The sequence below is a fragment of the Streptomyces sp. NPDC088261 genome (assembly GCF_044740805.1).
In the GTDB taxonomy this organism is placed as follows: Bacteria; Actinomycetota; Actinomycetes; order Streptomycetales; family Streptomycetaceae; genus Streptomyces.
Window position 1 is genome coordinate 66145 of sequence record NZ_JBIURL010000014.1, and the last position, 23289, is coordinate 89433.

22 protein-coding genes and 1 tRNA gene are annotated in these 23289 nt (G+C 70.6%); 8 read left to right on the forward strand and 15 right to left on the reverse strand.

Annotated features, from left to right (window positions below; genetic code table 11):
- Window positions 1-77: 77 nt before the first annotated feature.
- On the reverse strand, window positions 78-965 hold the full coding sequence (locus ACIODU_RS24815; RefSeq protein ID WP_401769941.1) for a response regulator transcription factor: 888 nt from the start codon (window positions 963-965) through the stop codon (window positions 78-80).
- 198 nt (window positions 966-1163) lie between these two features.
- Window positions 1164-1239, reverse strand: a tRNA-Arg gene (locus ACIODU_RS24820).
- Window positions 1240-1576: 337 nt separating this feature from the next.
- Here ACIODU_RS24820 and ACIODU_RS24825 point away from each other — a divergent pair.
- Both ACIODU_RS24825 and ACIODU_RS24830 read left to right on the forward strand, forming a co-directional pair.
- Window positions 1577-2122, forward strand: a complete 546-nt coding sequence (locus ACIODU_RS24825; RefSeq protein ID WP_401769942.1) for a GNAT family N-acetyltransferase — start codon at window positions 1577-1579, stop codon at window positions 2120-2122.
- Window positions 2123-2395: 273 nt separating this feature from the next.
- A complete protein-coding gene (locus ACIODU_RS24830) occupies window positions 2396-3391 on the forward strand; it encodes an AMP-binding protein (RefSeq protein ID WP_401769943.1) in 996 nt (331 codons plus the stop codon).
- Window positions 3392-3443: 52 nt separating this feature from the next.
- On the opposite strand, the gene ACIODU_RS24835 is transcribed toward ACIODU_RS24830, so the two are convergent.
- Window positions 3444-4787, reverse strand: coding sequence for a M6 family metalloprotease domain-containing protein (locus ACIODU_RS24835; protein WP_401769944.1), 1344 nt, complete (start codon window positions 4785-4787; stop codon window positions 3444-3446).
- A 426-nt stretch (window positions 4788-5213) separates the two neighbouring features.
- Between ACIODU_RS24835 and ACIODU_RS24840 the strand changes: the two genes are divergently transcribed.
- Both ACIODU_RS24840 and ACIODU_RS24845 read left to right on the forward strand, forming a co-directional pair.
- A complete protein-coding gene (locus ACIODU_RS24840; RefSeq protein WP_356426944.1) occupies window positions 5214-5834 on the forward strand; it encodes a TetR/AcrR family transcriptional regulator in 621 nt (206 codons plus the stop codon).
- A 329-nt stretch (window positions 5835-6163) separates the two neighbouring features.
- Complete coding sequence (locus ACIODU_RS24845; RefSeq protein WP_356426762.1) at window positions 6164-7702, forward strand: MFS transporter; 1539 nt, start codon at window positions 6164-6166, stop codon at window positions 7700-7702.
- Window positions 7703-7831: 129 nt separating this feature from the next.
- On the opposite strand, the gene ACIODU_RS24850 is transcribed toward ACIODU_RS24845, so the two are convergent.
- Complete coding sequence (locus ACIODU_RS24850) at window positions 7832-8431, reverse strand: MarR family winged helix-turn-helix transcriptional regulator (RefSeq protein WP_401769945.1); 600 nt, start codon at window positions 8429-8431, stop codon at window positions 7832-7834.
- A 128-nt stretch (window positions 8432-8559) separates the two neighbouring features.
- Between ACIODU_RS24850 and ACIODU_RS24855 the strand changes: the two genes are divergently transcribed.
- Window positions 8560-9348: a dioxygenase gene (locus ACIODU_RS24855; protein WP_401769946.1), complete on the forward strand. Its 789-nt coding sequence runs from the start codon at window positions 8560-8562 to the stop codon at window positions 9346-9348.
- A 314-nt stretch (window positions 9349-9662) separates the two neighbouring features.
- Here the strand turns inward: ACIODU_RS24855 and ACIODU_RS24860 are convergent, their stop codons facing one another.
- On the reverse strand, window positions 9663-10193 hold the full coding sequence (locus tag ACIODU_RS24860; protein ID WP_401769947.1) for a GNAT family N-acetyltransferase: 531 nt from the start codon (window positions 10191-10193) through the stop codon (window positions 9663-9665).
- A gap of 153 nt (window positions 10194-10346) precedes the next feature.
- On the opposite strand from ACIODU_RS24860, the gene ACIODU_RS24865 reads away from it, so the two are divergent.
- Window positions 10347-11342, forward strand: coding sequence for a sigma-70 family RNA polymerase sigma factor (locus tag ACIODU_RS24865; protein ID WP_356426773.1), 996 nt, complete (start codon window positions 10347-10349; stop codon window positions 11340-11342).
- A gap of 139 nt (window positions 11343-11481) precedes the next feature.
- Here the strand turns inward: ACIODU_RS24865 and ACIODU_RS24870 are convergent, their stop codons facing one another.
- Window positions 11482-12495 carry a helix-turn-helix transcriptional regulator gene (locus tag ACIODU_RS24870; protein ID WP_401769948.1) on the reverse strand — a complete coding sequence of 338 codons (1014 nt, stop codon included), beginning with the start codon at window positions 12493-12495 and terminating at the stop codon, window positions 11482-11484.
- Between the two features lie 62 nt (window positions 12496-12557).
- Here ACIODU_RS24870 and ACIODU_RS24875 point away from each other — a divergent pair, with 62 nt between their 5' ends.
- Window positions 12558-14168 (forward strand): MFS transporter, encoded by a 1611-nt coding sequence (locus ACIODU_RS24875; RefSeq protein ID WP_401769949.1) that lies wholly within the window; start codon window positions 12558-12560, stop codon window positions 14166-14168.
- Here the strand turns inward: ACIODU_RS24875 and ACIODU_RS24880 are convergent.
- The 4 genes from ACIODU_RS24880 to ACIODU_RS24895 form a co-directional block, all read right to left on the reverse strand.
- The gene (locus ACIODU_RS24880; RefSeq protein WP_401770037.1) at window positions 14165-14776 is read right to left on the reverse strand and encodes a YdcF family protein; all 612 of its coding nucleotides are present in this window, start codon (window positions 14774-14776) and stop codon (window positions 14165-14167) included. The two genes, ACIODU_RS24875 and ACIODU_RS24880, sit on opposite strands and share 4 nt — an antisense overlap.
- A 530-nt stretch (window positions 14777-15306) precedes the next feature.
- Window positions 15307-16080, reverse strand: a complete 774-nt coding sequence (locus ACIODU_RS24885; protein ID WP_401769950.1) for a DUF6227 family protein — start codon at window positions 16078-16080, stop codon at window positions 15307-15309.
- Between the two features lie 123 nt (window positions 16081-16203).
- Window positions 16204-17256 (reverse strand): P1 family peptidase, encoded by a 1053-nt coding sequence (locus tag ACIODU_RS24890; protein WP_401769951.1) that lies wholly within the window; start codon window positions 17254-17256, stop codon window positions 16204-16206.
- A 17-nt stretch (window positions 17257-17273) separates the two neighbouring features.
- Window positions 17274-18458: a low temperature requirement protein A gene (locus ACIODU_RS24895; protein ID WP_401769952.1), complete on the reverse strand. Its 1185-nt coding sequence runs from the start codon at window positions 18456-18458 to the stop codon at window positions 17274-17276.
- Window positions 18459-18562: 104 nt separating this feature from the next.
- Here ACIODU_RS24895 and ACIODU_RS24900 point away from each other — a divergent pair, with 104 nt between their 5' ends.
- Window positions 18563-18781 (forward strand): hypothetical protein, encoded by a 219-nt coding sequence (locus ACIODU_RS24900; RefSeq protein WP_401769953.1) that lies wholly within the window; start codon window positions 18563-18565, stop codon window positions 18779-18781.
- A gap of 37 nt (window positions 18782-18818) precedes the next feature.
- Here the strand turns inward: ACIODU_RS24900 and mscL are convergent, their stop codons facing one another.
- From mscL to ACIODU_RS24925, 5 genes are all read right to left on the reverse strand, one after another.
- Complete coding sequence (mscL, locus tag ACIODU_RS24905) at window positions 18819-19334, reverse strand: large conductance mechanosensitive channel protein MscL (RefSeq protein ID WP_356426793.1); 516 nt, start codon at window positions 19332-19334, stop codon at window positions 18819-18821.
- A gap of 105 nt (window positions 19335-19439) precedes the next feature.
- On the reverse strand, window positions 19440-20006 hold the full coding sequence (locus tag ACIODU_RS24910; protein WP_401769954.1) for an RcpC/CpaB family pilus assembly protein: 567 nt from the start codon (window positions 20004-20006) through the stop codon (window positions 19440-19442).
- A gap of 283 nt (window positions 20007-20289) precedes the next feature.
- Complete coding sequence (locus ACIODU_RS24915; RefSeq protein ID WP_356426798.1) at window positions 20290-21123, reverse strand: S-methyl-5'-thioadenosine phosphorylase; 834 nt, start codon at window positions 21121-21123, stop codon at window positions 20290-20292.
- Between the two features lie 76 nt (window positions 21124-21199).
- The gene (locus ACIODU_RS24920; RefSeq protein ID WP_401769955.1) at window positions 21200-21592 is read right to left on the reverse strand and encodes an FmdB family zinc ribbon protein; all 393 of its coding nucleotides are present in this window, start codon (window positions 21590-21592) and stop codon (window positions 21200-21202) included.
- A gap of 66 nt (window positions 21593-21658) precedes the next feature.
- Entirely contained in the window at window positions 21659-22987 is a 1329-nt protein-coding gene (locus ACIODU_RS24925; protein ID WP_401769956.1) for an MFS transporter, read from the reverse strand.
- Window positions 22988-23289 lie beyond the last annotated feature (302 nt).

Sequence of the window (23289 nt, forward strand, 5' to 3'; positions counted from 1 at the left end):
CGGTACGGGGCCGGGACTCACCCACCGGGTGAGTGACGGAGGCCGGGAGCCTGGCCGCCCGACACGCCCTACACGGCCTAACGCGCGAGGTGCCGGCGGACGTCCTCGGCGACCTGCTCCCGGGTGGTCATCCCGTACTTCCGGTAGATGTTCTTGAGATGCGCCTTCACGGTGTTCGGGCTACGGCCGATCTCGGTGGCCAACTCCTGGTTCCCCAGCCCGTTCACCAGCAGCACCGCCACCCGCTGCTCCACCTCGGTCAGCGAGAGAAAGCGCTGCTCGGGCCCCTGGTCGGCCCACAGCGCCATCTCCATCAGCTCGGTCTGGGTCTGCTCGCAGAGCCGGACGATCTCATCAGGACCCAGAAGCCCGTCCTCTCCCGCTCCCGCTCCCCCTCCCGCCTCCTCCACCATGCGCCGGGCAATGCCGTGGATCTCGGACAGCCGGGCGGCCATGTACTCGATGACATGATCCGACGTGAGGGTCCGTGACACCCCACCGCCCGGCAGCAGCAGGAGAAAGGCCTCGGCGTCCTCCTTCTCGCGGGTCAGGACCCGCGCCAGTAACCCGGTGAGCCACTCGAACGAACGAACGGCGTTGTCGTCGAAGGCCCCCGCGGTGTAGCTGTGCATGGACACCATCCCGAACAGCACGTCGCGAGAGCCCGGTTCGGTCCGGAACATCGGCACGGTGACCGCGTCGGCCGACCGCCTGCGGGTGTCCCCGAACGACATGCCCGCGTTCAGCACCGCGCCGTTGTCGTAGGCGAAGCGATAGGTCTGCCGGTGCTTGACCAGCCAGGCCGTCTGCCCGCTCGGTCCGTAGGTGTGGGAGGTGGGGTCGTCGAAGACGGCCCCCTCATACCCGTACGGAAAGCGCACGCGGTTGGCGCCGTGCAGCAGCGCCACATAGAACGAGTCGAACGGCGCCAGCTTCGCCGCAGTAGCGCGAACGTAGTCGTACAAATCATACCGATCCCGAGCAAGCCCCCCACGCATCTTGTGATACGCCTCATGCAGAATCCCCATGCTCCTGCCATCGACCCGCACCGGAACGTCCCCCATACCCACCCCTCCCCAACCACAAAACCGCCACCCCCATGCTGCCCCCACAGAAGGAAACGCCAAAGGCCCCGAACCGAGATCGGTCCGGAGCCTTTCCGATGGTGCCCCCGGCAGGATTCGAACCTGCGACACCCGCTTTAGGAGAGCGGTGCTCTATCCCCTGAGCTACGAAGGCGGGGCTTGTGTGGAGCCTTGTGCGGAACTGTAGAGCAGTCTGTGCTCAGGCTTCTTGGCAAGCCGTGAGTGTCTGAGGAATGTCACTACGGTGTGTGCGTGCGCGGTCGCCCGCGTGCGGCACATCGCATCGCCTGCCTCAGATGCTCGACCCACAGACTACCGGATCGTGGCTGGGGCGGGCCCTGCGGTTGGGCTTCGGAGCTGTAGGAGGGGCGGCGCCCACGTCGGATTTCGTCGTCGAGGCGGGTTTGGTGAGGCTTCGGGAAACGGGGTGGGAACGTATGTCTGTTCTGGGTAGTCTGCCTCGATCTGATCAGGCCAGAGAGGTTTCCACCGTGAGTGTCACCACGTCGTCGCTGCCCGAGCGGATCGAGCTTTCGGGGGAGGGGGTTGTTCTCCGTGACTGGGCGGAGGGGGATTTGGTCGCCATGCCGGCGTTGTTCGACCATCCCGACATCGCCTATTGGACGCCGATCGTCTCGCCCTTTGACGACGCGGCCGCACGCGCGCGGCTGGAGCGGGATCGGCAGATGCGGAGGGACGGTACGACCATCCTCCTCGCCATCACCCTCGACGGCGGTGCGCCGCTGGGCGAGGTGATGCTCCGGCGGGCTTCAGGGGGTGCGGCGGAGCTTGGGTACGCGGTCGGTCCCGCGCATCGTGGACAAGGGCTGGCGGCTCGGGCGGTGCGTGTGATGGCCGCGTACGCCTTCGAGCAGTTGGGCGTTGAGCAGGTCGTTCTGGAAGTGGAGGCCGAGAACGCCGCCAGCGTGTCCGTCGCCACCAGAACCGGCTTCGAACTGCTCGACGTCCCGCCGATCACGGGCGAGGAGAAGGGGCGGCCCTTCGTCCTCCAGACGTGGGGTTTGAAGCGTCCCTGATCTCGGGGGTGGGGGTGAATGGGTGGATGGGGGTGGGTGGGTGAGGAGGGGTGGGTGAGGAGGAGTGGGTTCAGGCGCTCGATATGCCCCTCTCCTTGATGGGTGGAGTCCTGTTGTTGACCTTGTGGGCGGGGCCGCATAGCGTCCCGTCGTGTGGGGGATCTTGGGTGGGCCGGAGCTGCGTTGACCGCGCCTGGGGCGCCCTTTGAGGTGGTACGGGGGGACGACGGCGCGCTCGTATATGCGAGCGGGCCTCGGAGCTTGGTCGAGTTCGTGGAGACCACGTGGGCCTTCGGGGACCGGCCGTTTCTCTTGATCGGTGAGCGGAGCTTCAGTTACGGGGAGTTCTTCGCCGCCTCCTCCGCCCTGGCCGTACGGCTTGTGGGTGGGGAATTCGGGCTGCGTACCGGGGATCGCGTGTGCATTGCCATGAGCGATCGGGTCGAGTGGCAGGTTGCCTTCTGGGGCGTGCAGTTGGCCGGGCTGGTGGCTGTTCCCGTTGACCCCTCCTGGGAGGAAGAGGCCTTCACGGCCGTGCTCGGCGACTGCACCCCTCGGGTGGTGTTCGTCGATCGTGCGAGGTTGTCGCGCGTTGGGGGGTGGGCCGGTGCCGGTGCCGCCGCGGCGCCGGTAGTTCTCTTGGAAGGGGTGCTGGAGGGCGTCGATCCCGCTCTCGCTCCTCCCGGGCTCGACGTGCGTCCCGAGGACTGCTCCACCATCTTCTATACGGGTGACGGGAGTTCGGGCCGCCCGCCCCTCGGTGCCGTCGCCACCCACCTCGCGCAGGCCGGGGCCGTGATGAACGCGCGCTTCTTCGCCGCCGTCTCCGACCTCGGGCGGGGAAGGGGGCGGATTCCCGGGTTCGGGGCCGTGCCCGTCGCGGACCTCACGTACCCCTTCTTCCACCCCGCCTCCTTCGCCGACGTCTATCGCGCCATGGCCCTCGGCGGCGCCCTCCGAGTGGAGGAGGGGGAGCGGGAGAGGGTTGCGGGAACTGGTGGGTTTCTCGCCGAGACCTCCGGGCCCGTGCTTCTCGACGGGCGGCCCACCCCCGCCACCGAAGTCCGCGTCACCGGGCCCCGCGGCGAAGTCCTCCCCGACGGCGAAGCCGGGGACCTGTGGCTGCGCGGGCAGTCGCTCGCGCGCGGCTACTGGGGCGATCCGGAGGCCGGCCGCGCCGCCTTCCCGGACGGTGGCGGCGGGTGGTTCCTGACCGGTGTCCGGGCCACGGTCCGGGAAGGCCGCGTCAGCCGGTACGAGGGAGAGTGACCGGTACGAGGGAGAGTGACCGGTACGGGGGGAGAGCGAGGGGCCCGGCCGCCTACGAGCGCGTCACCCTCACCCTGAACCCGCCCCGTTCCTCCCCCACCACCGCGATCCGGATCCCGTTCGCCCGGTCCACGAACGACTCGCCCGGGCGGTACGGCGCGTCCGACAGCTCCGCGTGCACGTTCGGCCGCCGCGTACAGCCCCCGCTCGTCTTCGCGCTGTCCGCGACCGTCACCGGCCCGCGTCCCGTGTCCACCCCCGAGTCCACCCGGTAGATCAGCACCCCCGGCCGGCACACCGCCTCGTCGTTGCCGGCCCGGGTGCGTACCTCCACCGCGTACCCCGCGTCCTCGGATATCGGTACGAACGTCAGCTTCGGGCCCCCCGCCGCCGCCAGCGGGCCCAGCAGGTGCTCACTGCTGCCCTCCGCGGACGCGCAGCTGATCTGTGAGTCGTCCAGCCAGCCGAGCTTCCACTTGTGCCAGCCGAGCAGGTCGTTGTTGGCTCCCCAGTCCTCCGACATGATGTCCCAGTGCCCGACCGTGCCCCCGCCCTGCGGCGTGTACAGGTCGGGCAGGCCGAAGACATGGCCGTTCTCGTGGGGCAGCACCCGGTAGCCCGTCTCCGCGTACGACCCCGAGCCGTCGTCCTGGCGGCTGTAGACGAAGGACGTGTTGGCCAGCGGCACGCCGTCCGCGTGGGGCGCGTCCCCGTTCCCCGAGAAGGTGACGGACAGGACCGTGTCCAGCGCCGAGGGGCCCGCGTTGGGCGTGACCAGTACGTTGATCAGGTCGTACGCGCTGAAGTCGACCTTCGGGTCCGCGACCCGCACGAGGTCCTCGACGAGCTTCCGGTAGCCGGGCTCGTACGGCGACCCGCGCACTATCCCGTACGCCGTGAAGTCCTGCGGCATCCGCAGCCAGCTGGTCACGGGGGCCTCGGGACGGTAGTCGAGCCGCCCGTACGAGCTGGTCCTGAACCACTCGGACGTCTGCGGGAAGAACTCCCCGAGCCGCTCGAGCGCGTCCCCCGGGCCCGGCGCGTCGGGAAAGTCGATCATCAGGTTCAGGGCGCGGACCGTGCCGGTGGAGGGGGAGTAGCCGGGCGGGGTGGGCACGCCCTCGGACATTTGTACGGTGGAACCGGACGCGATACGGCACGGGCCGAGGGGCGAGTCCAGACCGGTGACCGCCGGACCGGCGCTGGCCCGGGACGGGGCCTGGAGGGACGCGCTCGCCGTGGTGAGCGCGGCGAGGGTGAGTGCGGCGAGACCCGCGAGCGCGCTGAGCCGGCCGGGCCTGCGGTGACGGCCGCGGTACGGGCCCGAGCGCCCGTCGCCTCCGCCGTTCCCTCTGCCCCCGCCTCCGCCCCTGCGTATCCGACGCGTCTGCTGCATGCGGTCGCCTCCGGGTCCGAGGCGGCGGGCCGGTCGTGACCGCTGCCTGTTCGATACCGCTGCCTGCTCGCTCACCTGCCTGTTCGATCACCCTCCGTCGGTCGGCGTGTCGGCGCTCGCTGGGTGCGCCGATCGTGGGTTTTTTCCTGGTTTGTGTGTGCTTCGCGCATGATCGTTCTTCATGTGACCCAGGTCACGCGAGGAAGGTGAAATAAGCGGGGACCCTCTCCCCGTTTGCACGTGTGTTCCAGGGAAACGGGGAAGCGATCCCCGCTTACCGAGGAGCCGCGGCCCCCGCTCGGCGGGGGCTCGGATCGACCGGCGAACGATCGAAGATCGAGCGAAGGCCGACCCGGGAACGACCGAGGAACGACCGAGGGAGGGCCGGACGTGACCACCACCGCCGCGGAACCGCGCGTGCGCCGCATGCCCCGGCCGCGCGCCGACGCGCTGCGCAACCGGGAGCGGATCGTGCACGCGGCCCGTGAGATGTTCGTGGAGTTCGGCCCCGAGGCCGCGTTCGACGAGATCGCCCGCCGCGCCGGCATCGGGAACGCCACGCTGTACCGGCATTTCCCCGACCGGCACTCCCTCGTCAACGACGTCGTGCTCTCCGTGATGGCCCGTACCGCCGAACAGGCGGAGCGGGCCGCGACCGAGGAGGACGACCCGTTCGCCGCGCTGCGCCGCTTCGTGCACGCCGCCGCCGACGAACGGATCGGGGCCCTGTGCCCCATGCTCTCCGGTACGTTCGACCGGGACCGCCCCGAACTGGACGCCCAGCGCGAGCGCCTCGAAGGCGCCGTGGAAGGGCTGATGGAGAGGGCCAGAAGGACGGGACAGCTGCGCGCCGACGTCGCCGTGGGCGATCTGATGGTCGCGTTGTCCCAGCTCACCCGCCCGTTGCCCGGTACCGGCTGCGTAGACATGGACCGGTTCACCCACCGGCATCTCCAGCTGTTCCTGGACGGACTGGCCGCCCCGGCCCGGTCCGTACTGCCGGGCAAGGCCGCCACCCTGGAGGATCTGCGCCGCGCCGCTCCGTGACGCGCCCTGAACCAAGACCCACGGATCAAAACCCTCGGATCAAGACCCACGGATCAAAACCCACGGAACGAGAACGCCGACCGTACGTGAGGACCGCGCGCCGCGGACCTTCCGGCCCGGACCGGCCCAGACCTCACCAGGCCAACCTCACCAGGACGAACGTGCCGGACGAACGTCTCGGACGGACGTGCCGGACGACGTGCCGGACTTCGTCCGTCCATCACTCCGTCACTCAGTGACCCCAGTGACTCCATGACCTCGTAAGGCATGCACCGTCGCATGTACTTACGTACGTTTTCGCCTTTCTGCACCCTTAGGTGGATCCCTCCATGTCAAAAACAGCCGAAACACGGCTCCCCGACCAGGACGCCTCGGCTCCTGACCCGACCCGTTGGAAAGCGTTGGCGTTCATCGCCCTCGCCCAGCTGATGGTCGTGCTCGACGCGACGATCGTGAACATCGCCCTGCCCTCCGCCCAGAAGGACCTCGGGATATCGGACGGCAACCGGCAGTGGGTCATCACGGCCTACGCGCTCGCCTTCGGTGGGCTCCTCCTCTTCGGCGGCCGTATCTCGGACCTGTGGGGACGCAAGCGCAGCTTCGTCGTCGGTCTCTCCGGCTTCGCCCTGGCGTCCGCGCTCGGCGGCGCGGCCACCAGTGAGTTCATGCTGCTCGGCGCGCGCGCCCTCCAGGGTGCCTTCGGCGCCCTGCTCGCCCCGGCGGCCCTGTCGCTCCTCGCGGTGACCTTCACCGACCCGAAGGAGCGCGCCAAAGCCTTCGGCATCTACGGGGCGATCGCCGGTGGCGGTGGCGCCGTGGGTCTGATCCTCGGCGGCTTCCTCACCGAGTACCTCGACTGGCGCTGGACGTTCTTCGTCAACGTCCCCTTCGCGGTGGTCGCCGCCCTCGGCGCCTACTTCGTGATCCGGGAGCCCTCGGGCACCCGTAACCGTTCCGCCCTGGACGTCCCCGGAGTGGTCCTCTCCACGCTGGGTCTGGTCTCGCTGGTGTACGGCTTCACCCGCGCCGAGTCCGAGGGCTGGTCCGACCCGACGACCATCGGCCTCTTCGTCGCCTCCGCCGTGCTCCTCGCGGCGTTCGCGGTGGTCGAGTCCAAGGTCAAGAACCCGCTGCTGCCGCTGCGCGTGGTGACCAACCGCAACCGCGGTGGTGTCTACCTCTCGCTGGGCCTCGCGATCATCGCGATGTTCGGGCTCTTCCTCTTCCTGACCTTCTACCTCCAGATCGTGAAGGGCTACTCGCCGGTCAAGACCGGCTTCGCCTTCCTCCCGATGATCGCGGGCATGATCACCGGCTCGACCCAGATCGGCGCCCGGCTGATGACCCGGGTGCCGGCCCGGCTGCTGATGGGCCCGGGCTTCCTGCTCGCGGCGATCGCCATGCTGCTGCTGACGCAGCTGGAGATCGGCTCCTCGTACGCCGGTCTGATCCTCCCGGCCGAGATCATGCTGGGTCTCGGTATGGGTACGGCGTTCATGCCGGCCATGTCCCTCGCCACCTTCGGCGTCGAGCCGCGTGACTCGGGCGTCGCCTCCGCGATGGTGAACACGTCGCAGCAGGTGGGCGGCGCGGTCGGTACGGCCCTGCTGAACACGATCGCGGCCTCCGCGACCACCTCGTACCTCACCTCGCACGCCGTCGGCTCGGGCGGCCAGAAGCTGCTCCAGGCCCAGGCGCTGGTGCACGGTTACGCGAGTGCCATCTGGTGGGCCGTCGGGATCCTGGTCGCCGCCTCGGCGATCGCGGTCACGTTCATCACCGCCGGGCGTCCGAACATGGACCCGACGAAGGTCGGCGGCAGCGAAGGGGCCGAGGGCGAGGTCCAGGTCCCGGTCGCGATGCACTGACGGTGCCGTGACGCGCTGACGGTGCGCGCGACGCACCGACCGTGCCCGCGACGCACTGACGGTGCGTGAGCGGAAGGCGAGGGAAGTAGGGAAGTAACGACGACGGATCTGCCCTGGTGCCGCAGCGGTTCAGCGGCGCCAGGGCAGATCCGCGCCCGTACCCTCCGGCTGCAACCCCTTCGCGATCACCCACATGATCTCGCCGAGCTGGGTGACCTGCTCCGGGGTCAGCCGGTCGAAGATCGCCTGGCGTACGGCGGTGACGTGTTCCGGCGCGGACCGCGCGAGCACCTCGTTGCCCTCGTCCGTCAGGTACGCGTTCTGGCCGCGCTTGTCGGAGGGGCAGTCCTCGCGCCGGACCCAGCCGTACTTCTCCAGCCGCGCGATCGCGTGCGAGAGACGGGACCGGGTGATCTTGGCGGCCCTGGCCAGCTCCGTCATCCGCATGCGGCGGCGGGGGGCGCGGGCGAGGTAGACCATCAGCGCGTAGTAGATGTGCGGCATGCCCGCGTCGCGCTGGAGCTGCCGGTCGAGGTGGTCCTCCAGGAGGGTGCTGCCCTGGACGTAGGCCTGCCAGGTGTCCTGCTCGGCGGCGGTGAGCCAGCGCGGTTGCGTGCCGCTGCCTATACCGCTCGTACGGCCGCCCGCGTCGCCCGTACCACCCGTGCTGTCCGTATTACCCGTACTACCGCCCGTACCGGCCGCGCTGCCGGAGGATGCCGTGGTCATGAGGCCACTCTACCTATTCTTGAAAGTTAAACTAGATGCGGCTAGGCTTGCTGCGGCAAGCACTTGAAGTCTCAAGAGGTCTCAAGAAAGAGTCCGGACCGCCCGAACGGATCACCCCTGGAGTCGCCATGAACGCCGTCTCGGAGCGCATGCCTGCCCTCTACCTCTCCCATGGCGCGCCCCCTCTCGCGGACGACGCGGACTGGACCCGGGAACTGGCCGCGTGGTCCGCGACACTGCCCCGCCCCAAGGCGGTCCTGATGGTCTCCGCCCACTGGGAAGAGGCCCCGCTCGCGCTCGGTGCGACCGAGACCGTACCTCTTGTGTACGACTTCTGGGGATTCCCCGAACGCTATTACGCGGTGGAGTACGCGGCGCCTGGGGCGCCGGAACTGGCCGACTCCGTAAGGAAGTTGCTGCGCGGTGCCGGTACGCCCGTGCAGGACGTGCCGGACCGCGGCCTCGACCACGGGGCCTACGTGCCCCTGGTGGAGATGTTTCCCGAGGCCGACGTCCCCGTACTCCAGGTCTCCATGCCCACCCTCGACCCGCGGAAGCTGCTGGAGATCGGGCGCAAGCTCGCGCCGCTGCGGGACGAAGGGGTGCTGATCGTCGGCAGCGGCTTCTTCACCCACAACCTGGCGGCGCTGCGACACGCCGGCGGCGGGGTGCCGGGCTGGTCGGCGGAGTTCGACGACTGGGGGACGCGGGCGCTGCTCGCGCAGGACATCGACGCACTGATCGACTTCGAGAACAAGGCTCCGGCGGGGCGGCTGGCCCATCCCCGTACGGAACACTTCGCGCCGCTCTTCGTCACCCTTGGCGCCTCGGAGGCGGTCGGGGAGCTGGGCAGCGGGCGGAGCGTCATCGACGGCTTCTGGATGGGGCTGGCGAAGAGGTCGCTGCAATTCGGCTGAGGCGGACGGCGCTCGACGCGCGGGGGAGCCGTACGAGGGGCGGAAGCGGGCGGTACTGCGCCGCCCAGTACCCGTGGCGATCGGGTCCTGAGGCGTGCAGCCGCTCCAGTGCCTCGTCGAGCGTGCCGGAGGAATCGCCGGGGCTGTTCTTGTTGTTGTCCTTGATGCTGCCGCCACTGAAGCCGGTGGAGTCCGTACCCGAACGCTGGGCGCGGCCCGACCGGTGCCGTAACCGAATGAGGACCTACGGTGACGGCCCCCGGGCCCAAGCCGCCGGGCCCCGCGCGGCTACGCCTCAGGGCCCAGCCCCGCGGCTAGACCTCAGGACCCAGCCGCTTCTCGTACCGCGCCACGTCCCAGTACCGGCCGAACTTCCGGCCGACCTCCGCGTACGTCCCCACGTGCCGGAAGCCGAAGCGGGTGTGCAGCCGGGCCGAGGCGTCGTTGGGCAGGGCGATGCCCGCGTACGCGCGATGCACGTCCTCACCCGCCAGCGCGTCGAAAAGCGCCTGGTAGAGCAGGGTGCCGAGGCCCCGGCCCCCGTGGTCGGGCGCGCAGTAGACGCTGACCTCCACGGACGTGGAGTAGGCGGGCTTGGGGCGGAACGGGCTGCTCGTCGCGTACCCCAGAATGCGGGCAGAGGGGACATCCTGAGCAACCAAAAGGCGGTGCGGGCCGTCTACAGGGTGGGAGCGCAGCCACGGCAACCGCTCCTCCGGAGTGAAGGCAACGGTGTCGAAAGTGATGGCCGTCTCATGGATGAAGTGGTTGTAAATGTCCGTGAGTGCGCCGAGATCGGCCTCCGTCCCGGCCCTGACCTGCACGTCCTTCGGCGGCTGCGGCATGCGCCCTCCCTCGTCGGCCGGACAGGGTACTGCATGATCACAAAAATCCAGGTACGCAGGGGAATTCTGTCCTGATTCCAGTCGTTGTTTCCAACGGATGCAGGGCACCCGAAAGGGTGTCGCGACCTACTCAGTCCAGTTAAGGGAGCTCGCATGGCAACCCGTGCCGTCGCCCGTCGTTCCACCACTGGTGGTTCGAAAGCGGCAAGCAGTGTTCGCGCCGTGGGCGGGGAGATCGCCGACCGCGACCTGGTCGGCATGTACCTCGACGAGATAGCGCGCACGCCCCTGCTCGACGCCGCCAAGGAAGTCGAGCTGTCCCAGACCATCGAGGCAGGTGTGTTCGCCCGGCAGATCCTCGACGGAGAGGTGAGGAGCGAGGCCGGCGGAGCCTCGCACGAAGAGCTCGAGGCGCTGGTCGCCGCGGGCGAGCGTGCGAAGGACGTCTTCATCCGCTCGAACCTCCGTCTGGTGGTGGCGGTCGCGCGCCGGTATCCGCGCAGCGGCCTGCCCCTGCTCGACCTGATCCAGGAGGGCAACGCCGGCCTGGTGCGTGCCGTGGAGAAGTTCGACTACGCCAAGGGCTTCAAGTTCTCGACGTACGCCACTTGGTGGATACGCCAGGCCATCACCCGGTCCATAGCGGACCAGTCCCGTACGATCCGGCTGCCCGTCCACCTGGTGGAGGAGCTGGGCAGGATCCGGCGCGTGCAGCGCGAGTTCAACCGTGAGAACGGCCGCGATCCCGAGCCCGCAGAGGTCGCCAAGGAGCTGGACTCGACCCCGGAGCGGGTCAACGACGTGCTGGACTGGGCCCGTGACCCGGTCAGCCTGAACATGTCGGTGGACGACGACGGGGACACGCAGTTCGGTGACCTGCTGGAGGACACCTCCGCGGTCTCGCCCGAGCAGTCCGTCATGACGCTTCTGCGCAGTGAGGAGCTGGACGATCTGATCGGCAAGCTCGACGAGCGCACGGCCTCGATCATCAAGATGCGGTACGGCATCGTCGACGGCCGGGAGCGCACGCTGACCGAGGTCGGCAAGGAACACGGCCTCACGCGCGAGCGGATCCGGCAGATCGAAAAGCACGCGCTCATGGAGCTGAAGAAAATGGCTCGTGACACCGGCTTCGACGCGGCGGCGTGACGTCGCCGCCCATCGGCCGTAGTGTCAGTCCTACGCACACTGCTTCCGGGTGTCGCGTACGGGCCGACACGTCGGCCCCCTCAGACGAGCCCCGGCACCAACCCCCCCCAGGTGCCGGGGCTCACCTCTGTCTCCTGGCTCATTTCTGTCCTCCTGCTTTCCCGTGCCCGGTCGTCTGCTCCGGCGCCGTGGCCGGCGCCGCCGCGCGGGTGAGCCGGGCCCCCAGGTCGTTCAGATAGTCCGTCAGCTGTACGGGTCCGTGGACGGTGAACTCGCAGTCCACCAGGGCGAGTCGCAGCGCCAGCCACTCCAGCGAGTCGTGCGACGTGGTGCGCAGCCGGCAGGAGCCGGGGCCGGTCGGCTCCGGCGCGCCGAGGTACGCGGGCAGCCGCGCCGCCACGAACCCGGCGGGTGCGGCGAAGCTCACATCCACCTCCAGCCGCGGCTGCATCCGGGCCATGGATCGGACCATGTACTGCGCCGCGTCCCCCGTGGGGAGTTCGCGCGGCGTGAAGCGCGCCCCGGTGGCCATGGGGTCGCTGACCCGGTCGACGCGGAACGTACGCCAGTCCTCCCGCCCCAGGTCGTACGCCACCAGGTACCACCGGCGTCCCGTCGACACCAGGCGGTACGGCTCGACCTGACGCCTCGTCTCCGTACCGTCCCCCGACCGGTAGCCGAAGCGCAGCCGCTCCGTACCGGTGACGGCCGAGGCGATCACCGTGAGCGTCCGCGCGTCGATGGTCGCGCCGTCGCCCCGGGTCAGCGGCATCGTCGCGGCCTGGAGGGTGGACACCCGGCGCCGCAACCGCGATGGCAGCACCTGTTCCAGCTTCGCGAGCGCCCGTACGGACGCCTCCTCGACGCCCTCGATCGCGTGCCCGGCACCGGCGCGCAGGCCCACCGCGATGGCGACGGCCTCCTCGTCGTCGAGGAGCAGCGGCGGCATCGCCGTGCCGGCCACCAGGCGGTAGCCGCCGATGGCGCCCTTGGACGCCTCGACCGGATAGCCCAGGTCACGCAGCCGGTCGATGTCGCGGCGGATGGTGCGCGGGCTGACGTCGAGCCGTTGGGCCAGCTCGCTGCCGGGCCACTCGCGTGGCGTCTGGAGGAGGGAGAGCAGGTTGAGGAGCCGTGCCGGGGTGTCCGTCATGGCTTCATGATGGCGTCCATCTAGGACGCAAGCTGGCCTACATGCCCCCTAGCTTCTCTCCCATGAACACCTCGGCCGCCGTACCGGATACGGCTTCTCTTCCTGTCACCGACCCGGGAGCTGCCACTGAGCCGGAAGCTGTCACCGACCCGGGAGCTGTCACCGGTCCCGGAGCCGTCCCCGTTCCCGGGGACACCGACCACCCGGGCGCGGGGGGCGGCGGGCTCACCGGCCCCGCGGGTGACCGGCGCCGCTGGCTGGCGCTGGCGGTCGTCATGACCGCCGCCTTCATGGACCTGGTCGACGTCACCATCGTCAACATCGCCGTCCCGAGCATCGAACGGGACCTGTCGACCTCCTTCGGGGCGATCCAGTGGATCACCGCCGGGTACGCGCTGGCCTTCGCGGCCGGGCTGATCACGGGCGGCCGGCTCGGTGACATCTACGGCCGGAAGCGGCTCTTCCTCGTGGGCATCACCGGCTTCACCGTCGCGTCCGCGCTCTGCGGGTTCGCGGTGAACCCGGACATGCTCGTCGCCTCCCGCCTCCTCCAGGGCGCGATGGCGGCGATGATGGTGCCTCAGGTGCTGGCGATCATCCACGCCACCTTCCCGGCGCACGAACGCGGCAAGGTCTTCGGGATGTTCGGCGCGGTCATCGGGCTGGGCGCGGTCTCGGGACCGCTGCTGGGGGCGCTGCTCACGCAGTGGAACCTGTTCGGCCTCGAATGGCGCCCGATCTTCCTCATCAACCTGCCGGTGGGCATAGCCGGGGTGCTGCTGGGCCGCAGGTTCATCACCGAGTCCAAGGCAACCAGGGCGCTGCGCCTCGACCTCGTGGGCGTCGTGCTGGTGACCGCCGGCCTGCTGATGCTGATCTACCCCCTCACGCGGGGGCGCGAGTTGGGGTGGCCGCTCTGGGGCCACCTGTGCATGGCGGGCAGCCTGGTCGTCTTCGGCGCGTTCGCGGCGTACGAGAAGTACAAGACGCGCAAGGACGGGTCGCCGCTCGTCGAACTGTCCCTCTTCAAGGTCAAGAGCTTCGTCGCGGGCATCGCCGTGCAGCTGACCTTCGGTGTCGCCTCGGGCATCTTCTTCCTGGTCTGGACGCTGTACATGCAGATCGGCCTCGGCTGGACCCCGCTGCGCGCCGGCCTGACGGGTCTGCCGTTCTCCGTCGCGGTGTCCGTGGCCGCCGGTCTCTCGGTCCAGGTCCTGGTGTCGCGCTTCGGCCGCAAGGTGCTCCAGGCGGGGGCGCTGACGATGATCCTGGGCGTGGTGCTCTACATCGGCGAGGCGGCGCGCTACGGCACGCAGATCCACTCCTGGCAGATGATCCTGCCGCTCACGGTCATGGGGGTCGGGATGGGCCTGATCATGGCGCCGCTGACGGACGCGGTGCTGTCCGAGGTGCCGCGCGAACACTCCGGCTCGGCGTCCGGACTCATCAACACCACCCAGCAGATGGGCAACGCGCTGGGGCTCGGGCTGGTCTCGGTGGTCTTCTTCGGCGTGGTGGACGACCGGGTGGGCGCGGGGGCGACCCCGGCCGCGACGGCCACCGCGTTCACGGACGGCTTCCAGAACGCGCTCTGGTGGGTGGTGGGCGTCCTGACGCTGATCTTCGCGGTGATGTTCGCCCTGCCCTCGAAGGCGCGGAGCGCGAAGAGCTAGGGGGTCTGCGCTCCCGCTGGGAGGAGGTGCCCGTCGAAGCCCGCGTCCACGAGGGACGCGTACGCGGCGAGCACCTCCTCCGGCACGTCCTGCTCGACGGCGAACCCGCGCTTCGGATACTCGATCACCCGCTGAAGATCACCGACGAGCATGTCCACGACCAGCTTCTCGTCCCCCATGGTCGTCACGTACTCCTCGAACCCCAAAGGCACCGAGGCACACGTCACCTCGACCTCGGGCCAAAGCTTCCGGGCGGTCGCGTAGGCCCGGCGCTCCATGTACGGCTTGCAGACGAGCAGTACGCTGCGGGGCACGATCCCGGCGGCGGCCAGCACGTCGCGCGAGAACACGATGTTCTCCCCGGTGTTCGCCGCCCTCGGCTCCACGAGGATCGCCTCGTCCGGGACGCCGAGCGCGAGCGCGTGCTCGCGGAAGTGGGTGGCCTCTCCGCGGGGGAACCAGTCAAGGGTGCCCGGGCTGTTGCCGCCGGTGAACAACAGGGTGGCGAAGAGCCCGGCACGGTAGAGCGCGGCGCAGTGCGCGGCGACGCCGAGGTCATGACTCCCCAGCCCCAGCGCCACGTCGACGACGCGGGGGGCGTGGTGCATGCGGTGGTAGTCCCACAGGGTCGAGATGTCAGTGGACCGTCCCACAAGCGCCTCCTGAACACCGGCCTGGGCGGCCGCGCCTGTTTGTCCTCAATCGCCGGACGGGCTTGATTTTGCCCGCTGCGGCCCGGTGGGCGGGGTGCGGGTCGGTTGCCGGGGGCCGGTCAGGGGCCGTGTCCTGCACTGCATGTTTTACGTCGCGTGCGGCCGGTCGTGTTGGTTGACGTTCGCCATGCGACACAAAACACGCTTTACGTTCCGGACACGACCCCTGCCCGTCCCCCTTCCAGGCCCGCGTCAAGACACAACCAGCCCATCCGGACGCCCCCCATCCCGTCCGGCGATTGAGGACATCCTTGACCAGCACCGTCGCACCGCGCAGAGGCAAACCCAGCCCGTCCGGCGTTTGAGGACGCAGTGACCCGCGCCCGCGCCGGGCGGAGGCCAAAGTCAGCCCGTCCGGCGCTTGAGGACAATAGACACGGCCCCGCGCCGGGCCCGCCGCAGAGGCGACGCACCCCCCGCCAGACCTACCGCACCCGCGCCCTCGCCTCCATCACATCCCGCGCCGTCCGCTCCGCCCCGTACACCTCACACATGTGCCGCCCGTCCGGCGTCGCCGTGTGCTCGACCTCCCACAGGCTCATCTCACTGCCGTCAACGAGTAAGAACGCGTGCTCGTACAGCATGAACCCCGCGTCCTTGCCCTCCACCTGGCACTGCCGCCCGAACACCTGCGTGATGTGGTGGGCGAACGCCGTCCGCAGCAGCCGAGCCGTCTCCTCGCCCGGCCGGTCCGCGTTCTCCGCCCGCCGCAGGACCCGGCGGGCGTGGTCCGGGGAGTTGTCCGGGACGTACATGCGGGGCGCGGGCGTCGGCGGCGTGGCCAGCAGGCGGTCCAGGAGCGCGAGGTCGAAGTCGTCGAGAGGCGGCGGCCCCGGGGACATGAGCGCATCCGGCGACCCGAGCCGAGGCGCCTCGGGGCTGCCGGGCCGGCACAGCCGCGACGCGGCCAGCTGCGCCTCGTCCTCGTCGGCGTACAGCTCGTGGAGCTGCGCACCACCGCGCCCGGTGTTGTGCACCAGCTCCCAGAGCGTCATGGTGCTGCCGTCGGTGAGCAGGTAGGAGTGTCGGTACGTCTCGCGGTGCAGTCCGGCACTGTGGTGGGCGGAACACAGCGAACTGGCGTGCGCCAACGCCGAATCGAGCCGCTCGACCAGTGCGTCGGGAAGGTCGAAGGAGTTGAGTGCCCGACCCAGGAGTCGCTCGAGGTGCGTCTCGGTTGTCTCATGCGGATCGTTCAAGTTGGGTCTCCAGGCCGTCGCCACATGTCACTTGGTGATTGCATAACGTAGCCCCTGGGGGTGACATTGCGTCCCAAGTTTATGAAAACTATGGGCGCGTTCGCGTGGTTCATGCGCGCCCCCTCAACTCCGTTGGCCCGCAGGCCGGTCGAGCCCGTACAACTCCCGGTACGAGGGAAACATTCCGCCCGGCCCCTCGACGCTCTCCGCGGCGAGCACGGCCCGCACGATCGCCCTGGTCACGACGTCGGCCCCGGCGGCGAGCACCTCGTTGAGGGCGAGCGGCCCGTCGTCGGCGAGGGGGCGCTCGCCCGTCGAGAGGGCGAAGACCGTGTCGCCGTCGTTGAGCAGGTGTACGGGACGGACGGCGCGCGCGATGCCGTCGTGCGCCGTCCCCGCGAGCTTGTGCGCCTCCGCTCGGGTCAGCCCGGCGTCGGTGGCGACGACGGCCAGCGTGGTGTTGAGGGGTGGCGGCCCGCTCCGCTCCCGCAACTCGGCCAGGCGCCGCAGGGCCGCCGCGTGGACCTCGGCCGGCGGATACACGACCGGCCCGTCGAAGTACCGCCCGTACAGCACCCCGGTCAGCGGATCGACCACCGAGCCCGCCGCGTTGGCCACCACCAGCGCGGCGACGGTGATCCCGGAGCCCAGGACCGTACTCGCCGAACCGACCCCGCCCTTGAGGGGGCCGACGAGGGCGCCCGTGCCCGCGCCCACCCCGCCCTCCGCGACCGGCGCTCCGCTCCCGGTGGCGGCCGCGGCCTCCACCGCGGCGCGCCCGGTCGCCGCGTCCGGGCGGATCGGCCAGCCGCCCCCGCGCCCCAGGTCGAATATCCCGGCGGTCGGCACGACCGGCACCACCTGCGCGGGATCGGGCCCGACCCGCACCCCGCGCCCCCGCTCCTCCAGCCACGCCATCACCCCCGCCGCGGAGTCGAGCCCGAACGCGCTGCCGCCCGACAGCACGACGGCGTCGATACGCCGGACGATGTTGCGCGGATCCAGGGCGTCGGTCTCCCGGGTGGCCGGCCCGCCGCCCCGTACGTCCACCGCCGCCACCACCCCGCCCTCCGGGGCGAGGACCACGGTGGTGCCGGTGAGGGCCAGCGCCCCCGGCACCCGGGCATGGCCGACCCGCAGTCCGGCCACATCGGTCAGCGCGTCGTTGGCTGCCATGAGCATCGTTCCCTTCCTCAGAATCGGGCCACGCGCGCGGACCGCGCGGCGAGCGTCACTCCCACAGCGACCGCCGTCGCCGCCACCACCCCCGCGGAGAGGACCGCCCACACCCCCGCGAACGTACAACCGATGATCACCACCGCCGCGCCGGGAAGCACGAGCTGTTGCGCCGTACCCGTCTTGAAGTGCCGCGCGTGCAGCGCCCACACCGTGATCACGAACAGCGCGGCCGGGATGGTCACGGCGGCCGACGCCGCCGCCGTCGAGATGTGGGCCTTCGCCACCGCGTGTTCCACCGCGACCTCCAGTCCCGCCCCGATGGCCGCCGCTGACCCGAAGATCACGAAGTGACCGTATCCCCACGGGAGGGCTTCCCTGTTGCTGGTCAGCCGTTGGTGCGCGGGGACCGCGAAGTAGATCCACCAGGCGGCGAAGACCAGCAGGATGCCCCCGCCCGCGATGGGCAGCAGCTTCCCGACGGCCTGGTGCTCGTCGAGCGCCGACTGGACGGCGACGGTCGCCGCCGACATCGTCTCGCCGAGGACGATCAGGGTGAACAGCCCGTATCGCTCGACGATGTGATGCGGGTGCCAGGGCGTCTCGTGCGCCCGCTCCGCGATCACCGGCACCAGCAGCTCGGCCACCCCGACCACGAGGAACAGCCAGCGCCGCATGCTCTCCGGCGCGGTCAGCAGCGCCACCCACGCCCCCTGGCAGATCACCAGCCCGACCGCGTAGCGCAACGCGGCCGTCCTGGCCGGCCCCGCGGGCTCGGAGGCCGCCGCCCGCAGCCACTGCCCGGTCAGCGCCACCCGCATCACCAGATATCCGATGACGGCGACGACCCAGTCGTTGTCCGCGAAGGCCCGGGGCACGCCCGCCGCGTAGATCAGCACCCCGCAGATCTGCACCAGCGTCGCGATCCGGTACGGGACGTCGTCGCAGTCGTAGGCCGAGGCGAACCACGTGAAGTTCATCCAGGCCCACCACACCCCCCAGAAGACGAAGAGGTAGCCGATGATCCCCATGCCCGGGTGGCCCTCGGCGAGCGCGTGCACCAGTTGTCGTCCGGCCTGCGCGACCGCCACCACGAAGCACAGGTCGAAGAAGAGCTCCAGCGGGGTGGCGGTGCGATGCGGCTCGTCCCGGCCGCGCGCGGTCATCCTGCGCAGGGGGCCCGCGGCGTTGGTCGACGTCATGCGCCCAGCACAGCAGAGGCGGCCCCGGTGGCCGGGCCGGACGCGCGCACGGGTCCGCCCGGCCGCCGATCCGGCCGGGAGGGCGGTGACCGTACTCTGGAGCTATGAGCACCGCTCCCACCCCCGAGCCGGCCGCAGACCCGTCCCGGCCTTCCCGTCCGAAGGCGCCCCGCCCCAGCCCGGGGCTGGTTTTCGACGACCCGCTGGACCAGCAGTCCTCGGACGACACGGACGGTGGCTGGGGTGAACGGCCCACCGGGGGCGGCGACAGCGCCGCCGACCTGGCCCGTTTCCTGGACGAGAAGCCGCCCCACCACATCTGATCCGGGCGACCGCCGGGCACGCTCCGGCGCCGGGCCGCTAGGGCGTCCTGGGAGCAGGGGTGCTGGGCGCGCTGTCCCCCGGGCCGCGCTGGGCGACGAGAGCGTCCCTGATCTCCTTCAGCACCTCCAGCTCGCTCACCTCCATGACTTCCTTCACCTCTTCCTTGGCGGCCTGGTGCTTGGCCCGCCGGGCGAGGAACCTGGACATCGGCAGCACCATCAGGAAATAGACGACGGCCGCCGTGATCACGAAGGTCAGGACCGCGCTGACGACCGTTCCCCACATGATCGGGATGCCTTCGACGACGTTGCCCGCCTCGTCCGTCGAACACGGCGACTTGAGGCACGAGTGGTACCTGTTCAGATCCTTCGTGCCGAACGCGCCCACCAGTGGGTTGATGACGCCCTTCACGACCGAGTTCACCACGTTCGTGAACGCCGCGCCGATGACCACCGCCACCGCGAGGTCGATCACGTTCCCGCGCATCAGGAAGGCTTTGAAGCCCGCCAGCACGCTCTCCTTGTCGTTGCTCACGAGTGAGCCCTTCTTCATGTCTGCGGTACGGACGACCAACTGCTCCGCAACCTACGACAGCGCGTGCCCGTGCTGTCCAATCCGCACACGCGATCAGGCGACCCGCCAGCTCGCCAGTACGACTCAGCACAGGGTCACCGCCAAGGGGGAGACCGCGCCCGCCCCCGCCAGCTCGGCGGCGGTGGCGCGCGGCACGGACAGGACGACCAGCGCTCCGGCCTCCGCCGGCGTCTGCCGGTCCGTGTCCCCCTCACCGCCGGCGGGCTCGGGGATCTCCGTCACCCGGGCGCCCGCCGCCACCACACGCGCCCCGGCGCTCTCTTCCGCCCCGTCGAGCCCGGCCGCGGGCGTGGCGATCACATCGACCCGGTCGCCGCGGCGCAGGAGCCGGACCGTCGCCGCGTCGGCGATCCGCACGGGCGCGGACGCCATCTCGACGGGGGCGGGACCGGCGGCGGAGGCCTGAGGCGATGAGGTTCCGCGGGGTGGGGCGCCGTCGGGGGCACCGGCCGCGTTGTCGCCGCGGGACCCGGCGTCCCCCGTCACCCCCGCTGAGCCGCCCGCGGCACTGGCGGCCAGGGCCGCCGCCGTCATGGCCAGGCCGGCGGCCATCACACGCCGCCGCCTGCGCAGCGCGCGGTTCAGCCGGTGGCGGGGGCCGCCCACCCGCAGCGGCTCGAAAGCCGGCACGCCGCGGAGATCCGGTGCCGACGAGCCGGTGGGCGCGGGCAGCGGGATCGGGGGCGGCGAGGGCGGGCGGGAGCGGGGAGAACAGGAGTGGGGAGCGGAGTGATCGTGCGCGGACGAACGGGACATGGCAACCACCGCCGGTCGTGAGGAGTTTCTGCGGTCGCTCCTCACGATCCACGGTTCGCGACGATCCTGCCGCGGCCTGTGGACGGGCCGCCGATTGTGGATAACTCGGCCACGCGCGCGGGTGGTTCGGCGGCCAGGCCGATTGGCGCGGTTTTGCTCAGGGCAGTTTCAGACCGGTGTCGATTCCGTCGAGCGCATGCGCACACAGACAGTTCCGGGTCTCGCTCGCCTGCAGTCCGCCCACTGCGTCGAACAGGACGGTGCGCAGCCGGTCCACGTTGGAAGCGAACACCCTCAGCACCTCTTCGTGGGAGACGCCCTCACCCGTCTCGGCTCCCGCGTCCAGGTCCGTCACGAGCGTCATGGAGGTGTAGCAGAGACCGAGTTCACGAGCCAGGATCGCCTCGGGGTGTCCGGTCATCCCGACCACCGACCAGCCCATCGCCGCATGCCACCGGGATTCCGCCCGGGTGGAGAAACGAGGCCCTTCGATGACCACCAGCGTTCCGCCGTCCACCGGCTCCCACGCGTGCCGGCGTGCCGCCGCGAGCGCGGACTGACGGCCCTCCGGGCAGTAGGGATCGGCGAGCGAGATGTGGACGACCTTGGACGCGCTGCCGTCGGGCAGCGGCACCCCGTCGTAGTACGTCTGCGTCCGCGCCTTCGTACGGTCCACCAGCTGATCGGGTACGAGCAGCGTGCCCGGCCCGTACTCCGGCACCAGCCCGCCCACCGCGCACGGGCCGAGGACCTGCTTCACACCGACAGACCGCAGCGCCCAGAGATTGGCGCGGTAGTTGATGCGGTGGGGCGGCAGGTTGTGGGCGCGTCCGTGCCGGGGGAGGAACGCGACCCGCCGGCCGGCGATCTCGCCGAGGAAGAGGGAATCGCTGGGCGCTCCGTAGGGAGTGTCCACCTCGACCTCGGTCACGTCCTCCAGGAAGGAGTAGAAACCCGACCCACCGATCACGCCGATCTCTGCGTTCGCCATACCGATCACAGTAGCCGCAGAGGCATACGCCAAGGACCCCGGCCGTCGGTGACGGCGGGGCCCCGGAGAGGAGGGATCAGGCGGCCGAGGAGCCGCTGGAGCTGCCCGACGAGCCGGAACCGGAGCCCGATCCGCTCGACGAGTTGCTGGAGCCCGACGAGCCCGACGAGGAGCCGGAGGCTGAGGACGACGACGAGGCCGCAGTCGAGGACTTGGCGTCCGACGACGACTTCGTGGCGGCGGAACCCGAGGCGGAAGAGCCCGCCGACGCCGGTGCGCTGCTGGACGACGAGCCGCGGCTGTCGTTCCGGTAGAACCCGGAGCCCTTGAAGACGATGCCGACCGCGGAGAACACCTTCTTGAGGCGTCCCTCGCAGGTGGGGCACACGGTGAGGGCGTCATCGGTGAACTTCTGCACCGCTTCGAGGCCCTCGCCACACTGGGTGCACTGGTACTGGTAGGTCGGCACTTGTTCCTCCTGGCACTCTCACTCAATGAGTGCTAACGACGCTCCATAGTGACGTATTCCGAGAGTTCAGTCCACTGTCACCGGCACGCGGTGACTCATCCCACGCGCCGCGACCCGTCCGGGACCCTTCGGCGAGAGCCGTGAGCGCAGTGCCACCAGCGTCGCCAGAGCCAGGGCCGTACCGGCGAGCGGCACCAGGAATCCGGCGCTCGCGCCGTGCGCGTCGGCGAGCTGTCCGGCGACGGTGACCGCCGCCGCCTGGCCGAGCGCCACGGCTCCGGTGAGCCAGGTGAAGGCCTCGGTGCGCGCTTCGGCGGGGACCAGCGACTCGACCAGCGTGTAGCCCGTGATCAGCGCGGGGGCGATGCACAGCCCCACCAGCAGACCCAGTCCGGCGAGAAGAGGAGCGGAATGCACAGTCCACAGCGCGGAGGCGCCCAGAGTCAGCGCCGCGTACGCCACCAGCAGCCTGCGGCGCGGGCCCACCTTCCAGGCCACGGCGCCGCACACGAGCCCGGCCAGCATGTTGCCGGCCGCGAAGATGCCGTACAGCACGCCATTGCTCCCGGGCTTCCCGATCTCCTCGGCGAACGCCGTCAGGGAGACCTGCATCCCGCCGAAGACCGACCCGATGCCGAGGAAGGCCACGGCGAGGACCGGTATGCCCGGTACGGAGAGGGCCGAGGTGCGCGGCCGGGACGGGGACCCCGCACCGTCCGCGCGGCGCTGTCCCGCGGTTCTGGGCTGGGTGCCCCGCTGGGCCGCGAAGAGCAGGCCGCCGACGAGCGTCAGCGCCCCTTCCGCGACCAGCCCGGCCGCCGGGTGGACGCCGGTGGCCAGCGCCGTCGCGAGCACCGGACCGATGACGAAGGTGAACTCGTCGGTTACGGATTCGAAGGCGGCCGCTGTGGGCAGCAGCGAAGACCCCTTCCCCTTCCCGAGGACGGCGGCCCAGCGCGACCGCACCATGGGGCCGATCTGCGGGACGGAGGCGCCGGTCGGGACGGCCGCCGCGAACAGCGCCCACAGCGGGGCGCCGGCCAGTGCCAGGGCGATCAGCGCCGTGACGGACGCGGCGTGGACGAGCACGCCCGGTACGAGGACCGCGCGCTGGCCGAACCGGTCGGCGAGCTTGCCCCCTTGGGGTGCGAAGAGCGCCATCGAGACGCCCGTGACGGCGGCGACGGCGCCCGCCGTCCCGTACGAACCGGAGGTGTGCTCGACGAGCAGGACGATGCCGATCGTCAGCATCGCGAACGGCTGCCGGGCGGCGAAGCCGGGCAGCAGGAAGGTCCAGGCACCGGGGGTGCGCAGCAGCCGCCCGTATCCGGGGCGGGGTGTGGCGGCGGTGTCGGTGTCCGAGGTCCGCCCGGCGGTGTCGACCGTGTGGGACACGGTCCGTGCCTTTCTGCCGCCTGGTAGCGGGCCCCCGCGTGGGCGGGGGCGGCCGAGAGCTGTCCTCTTGCGCGGATCTGCGGTAGATACCGGGGCCCACGGTGGGGGACTCCACGGCCGCCATACGGTCGCGCCAGCTCTGCGTCAGGCAGAGGTGGTCGATCAAGTGCGCCTTCATCGTACAGGTAGGAGCTATGCGGTGGCTGGGAAACCCCCGGTGGCCCCGGGGCGTGCCTGGGATTGGTAAGGGCTGTCCCAGGCACACCCCAGGCGGCCCGGCCAGGCACACGCTCCGGGGGAGA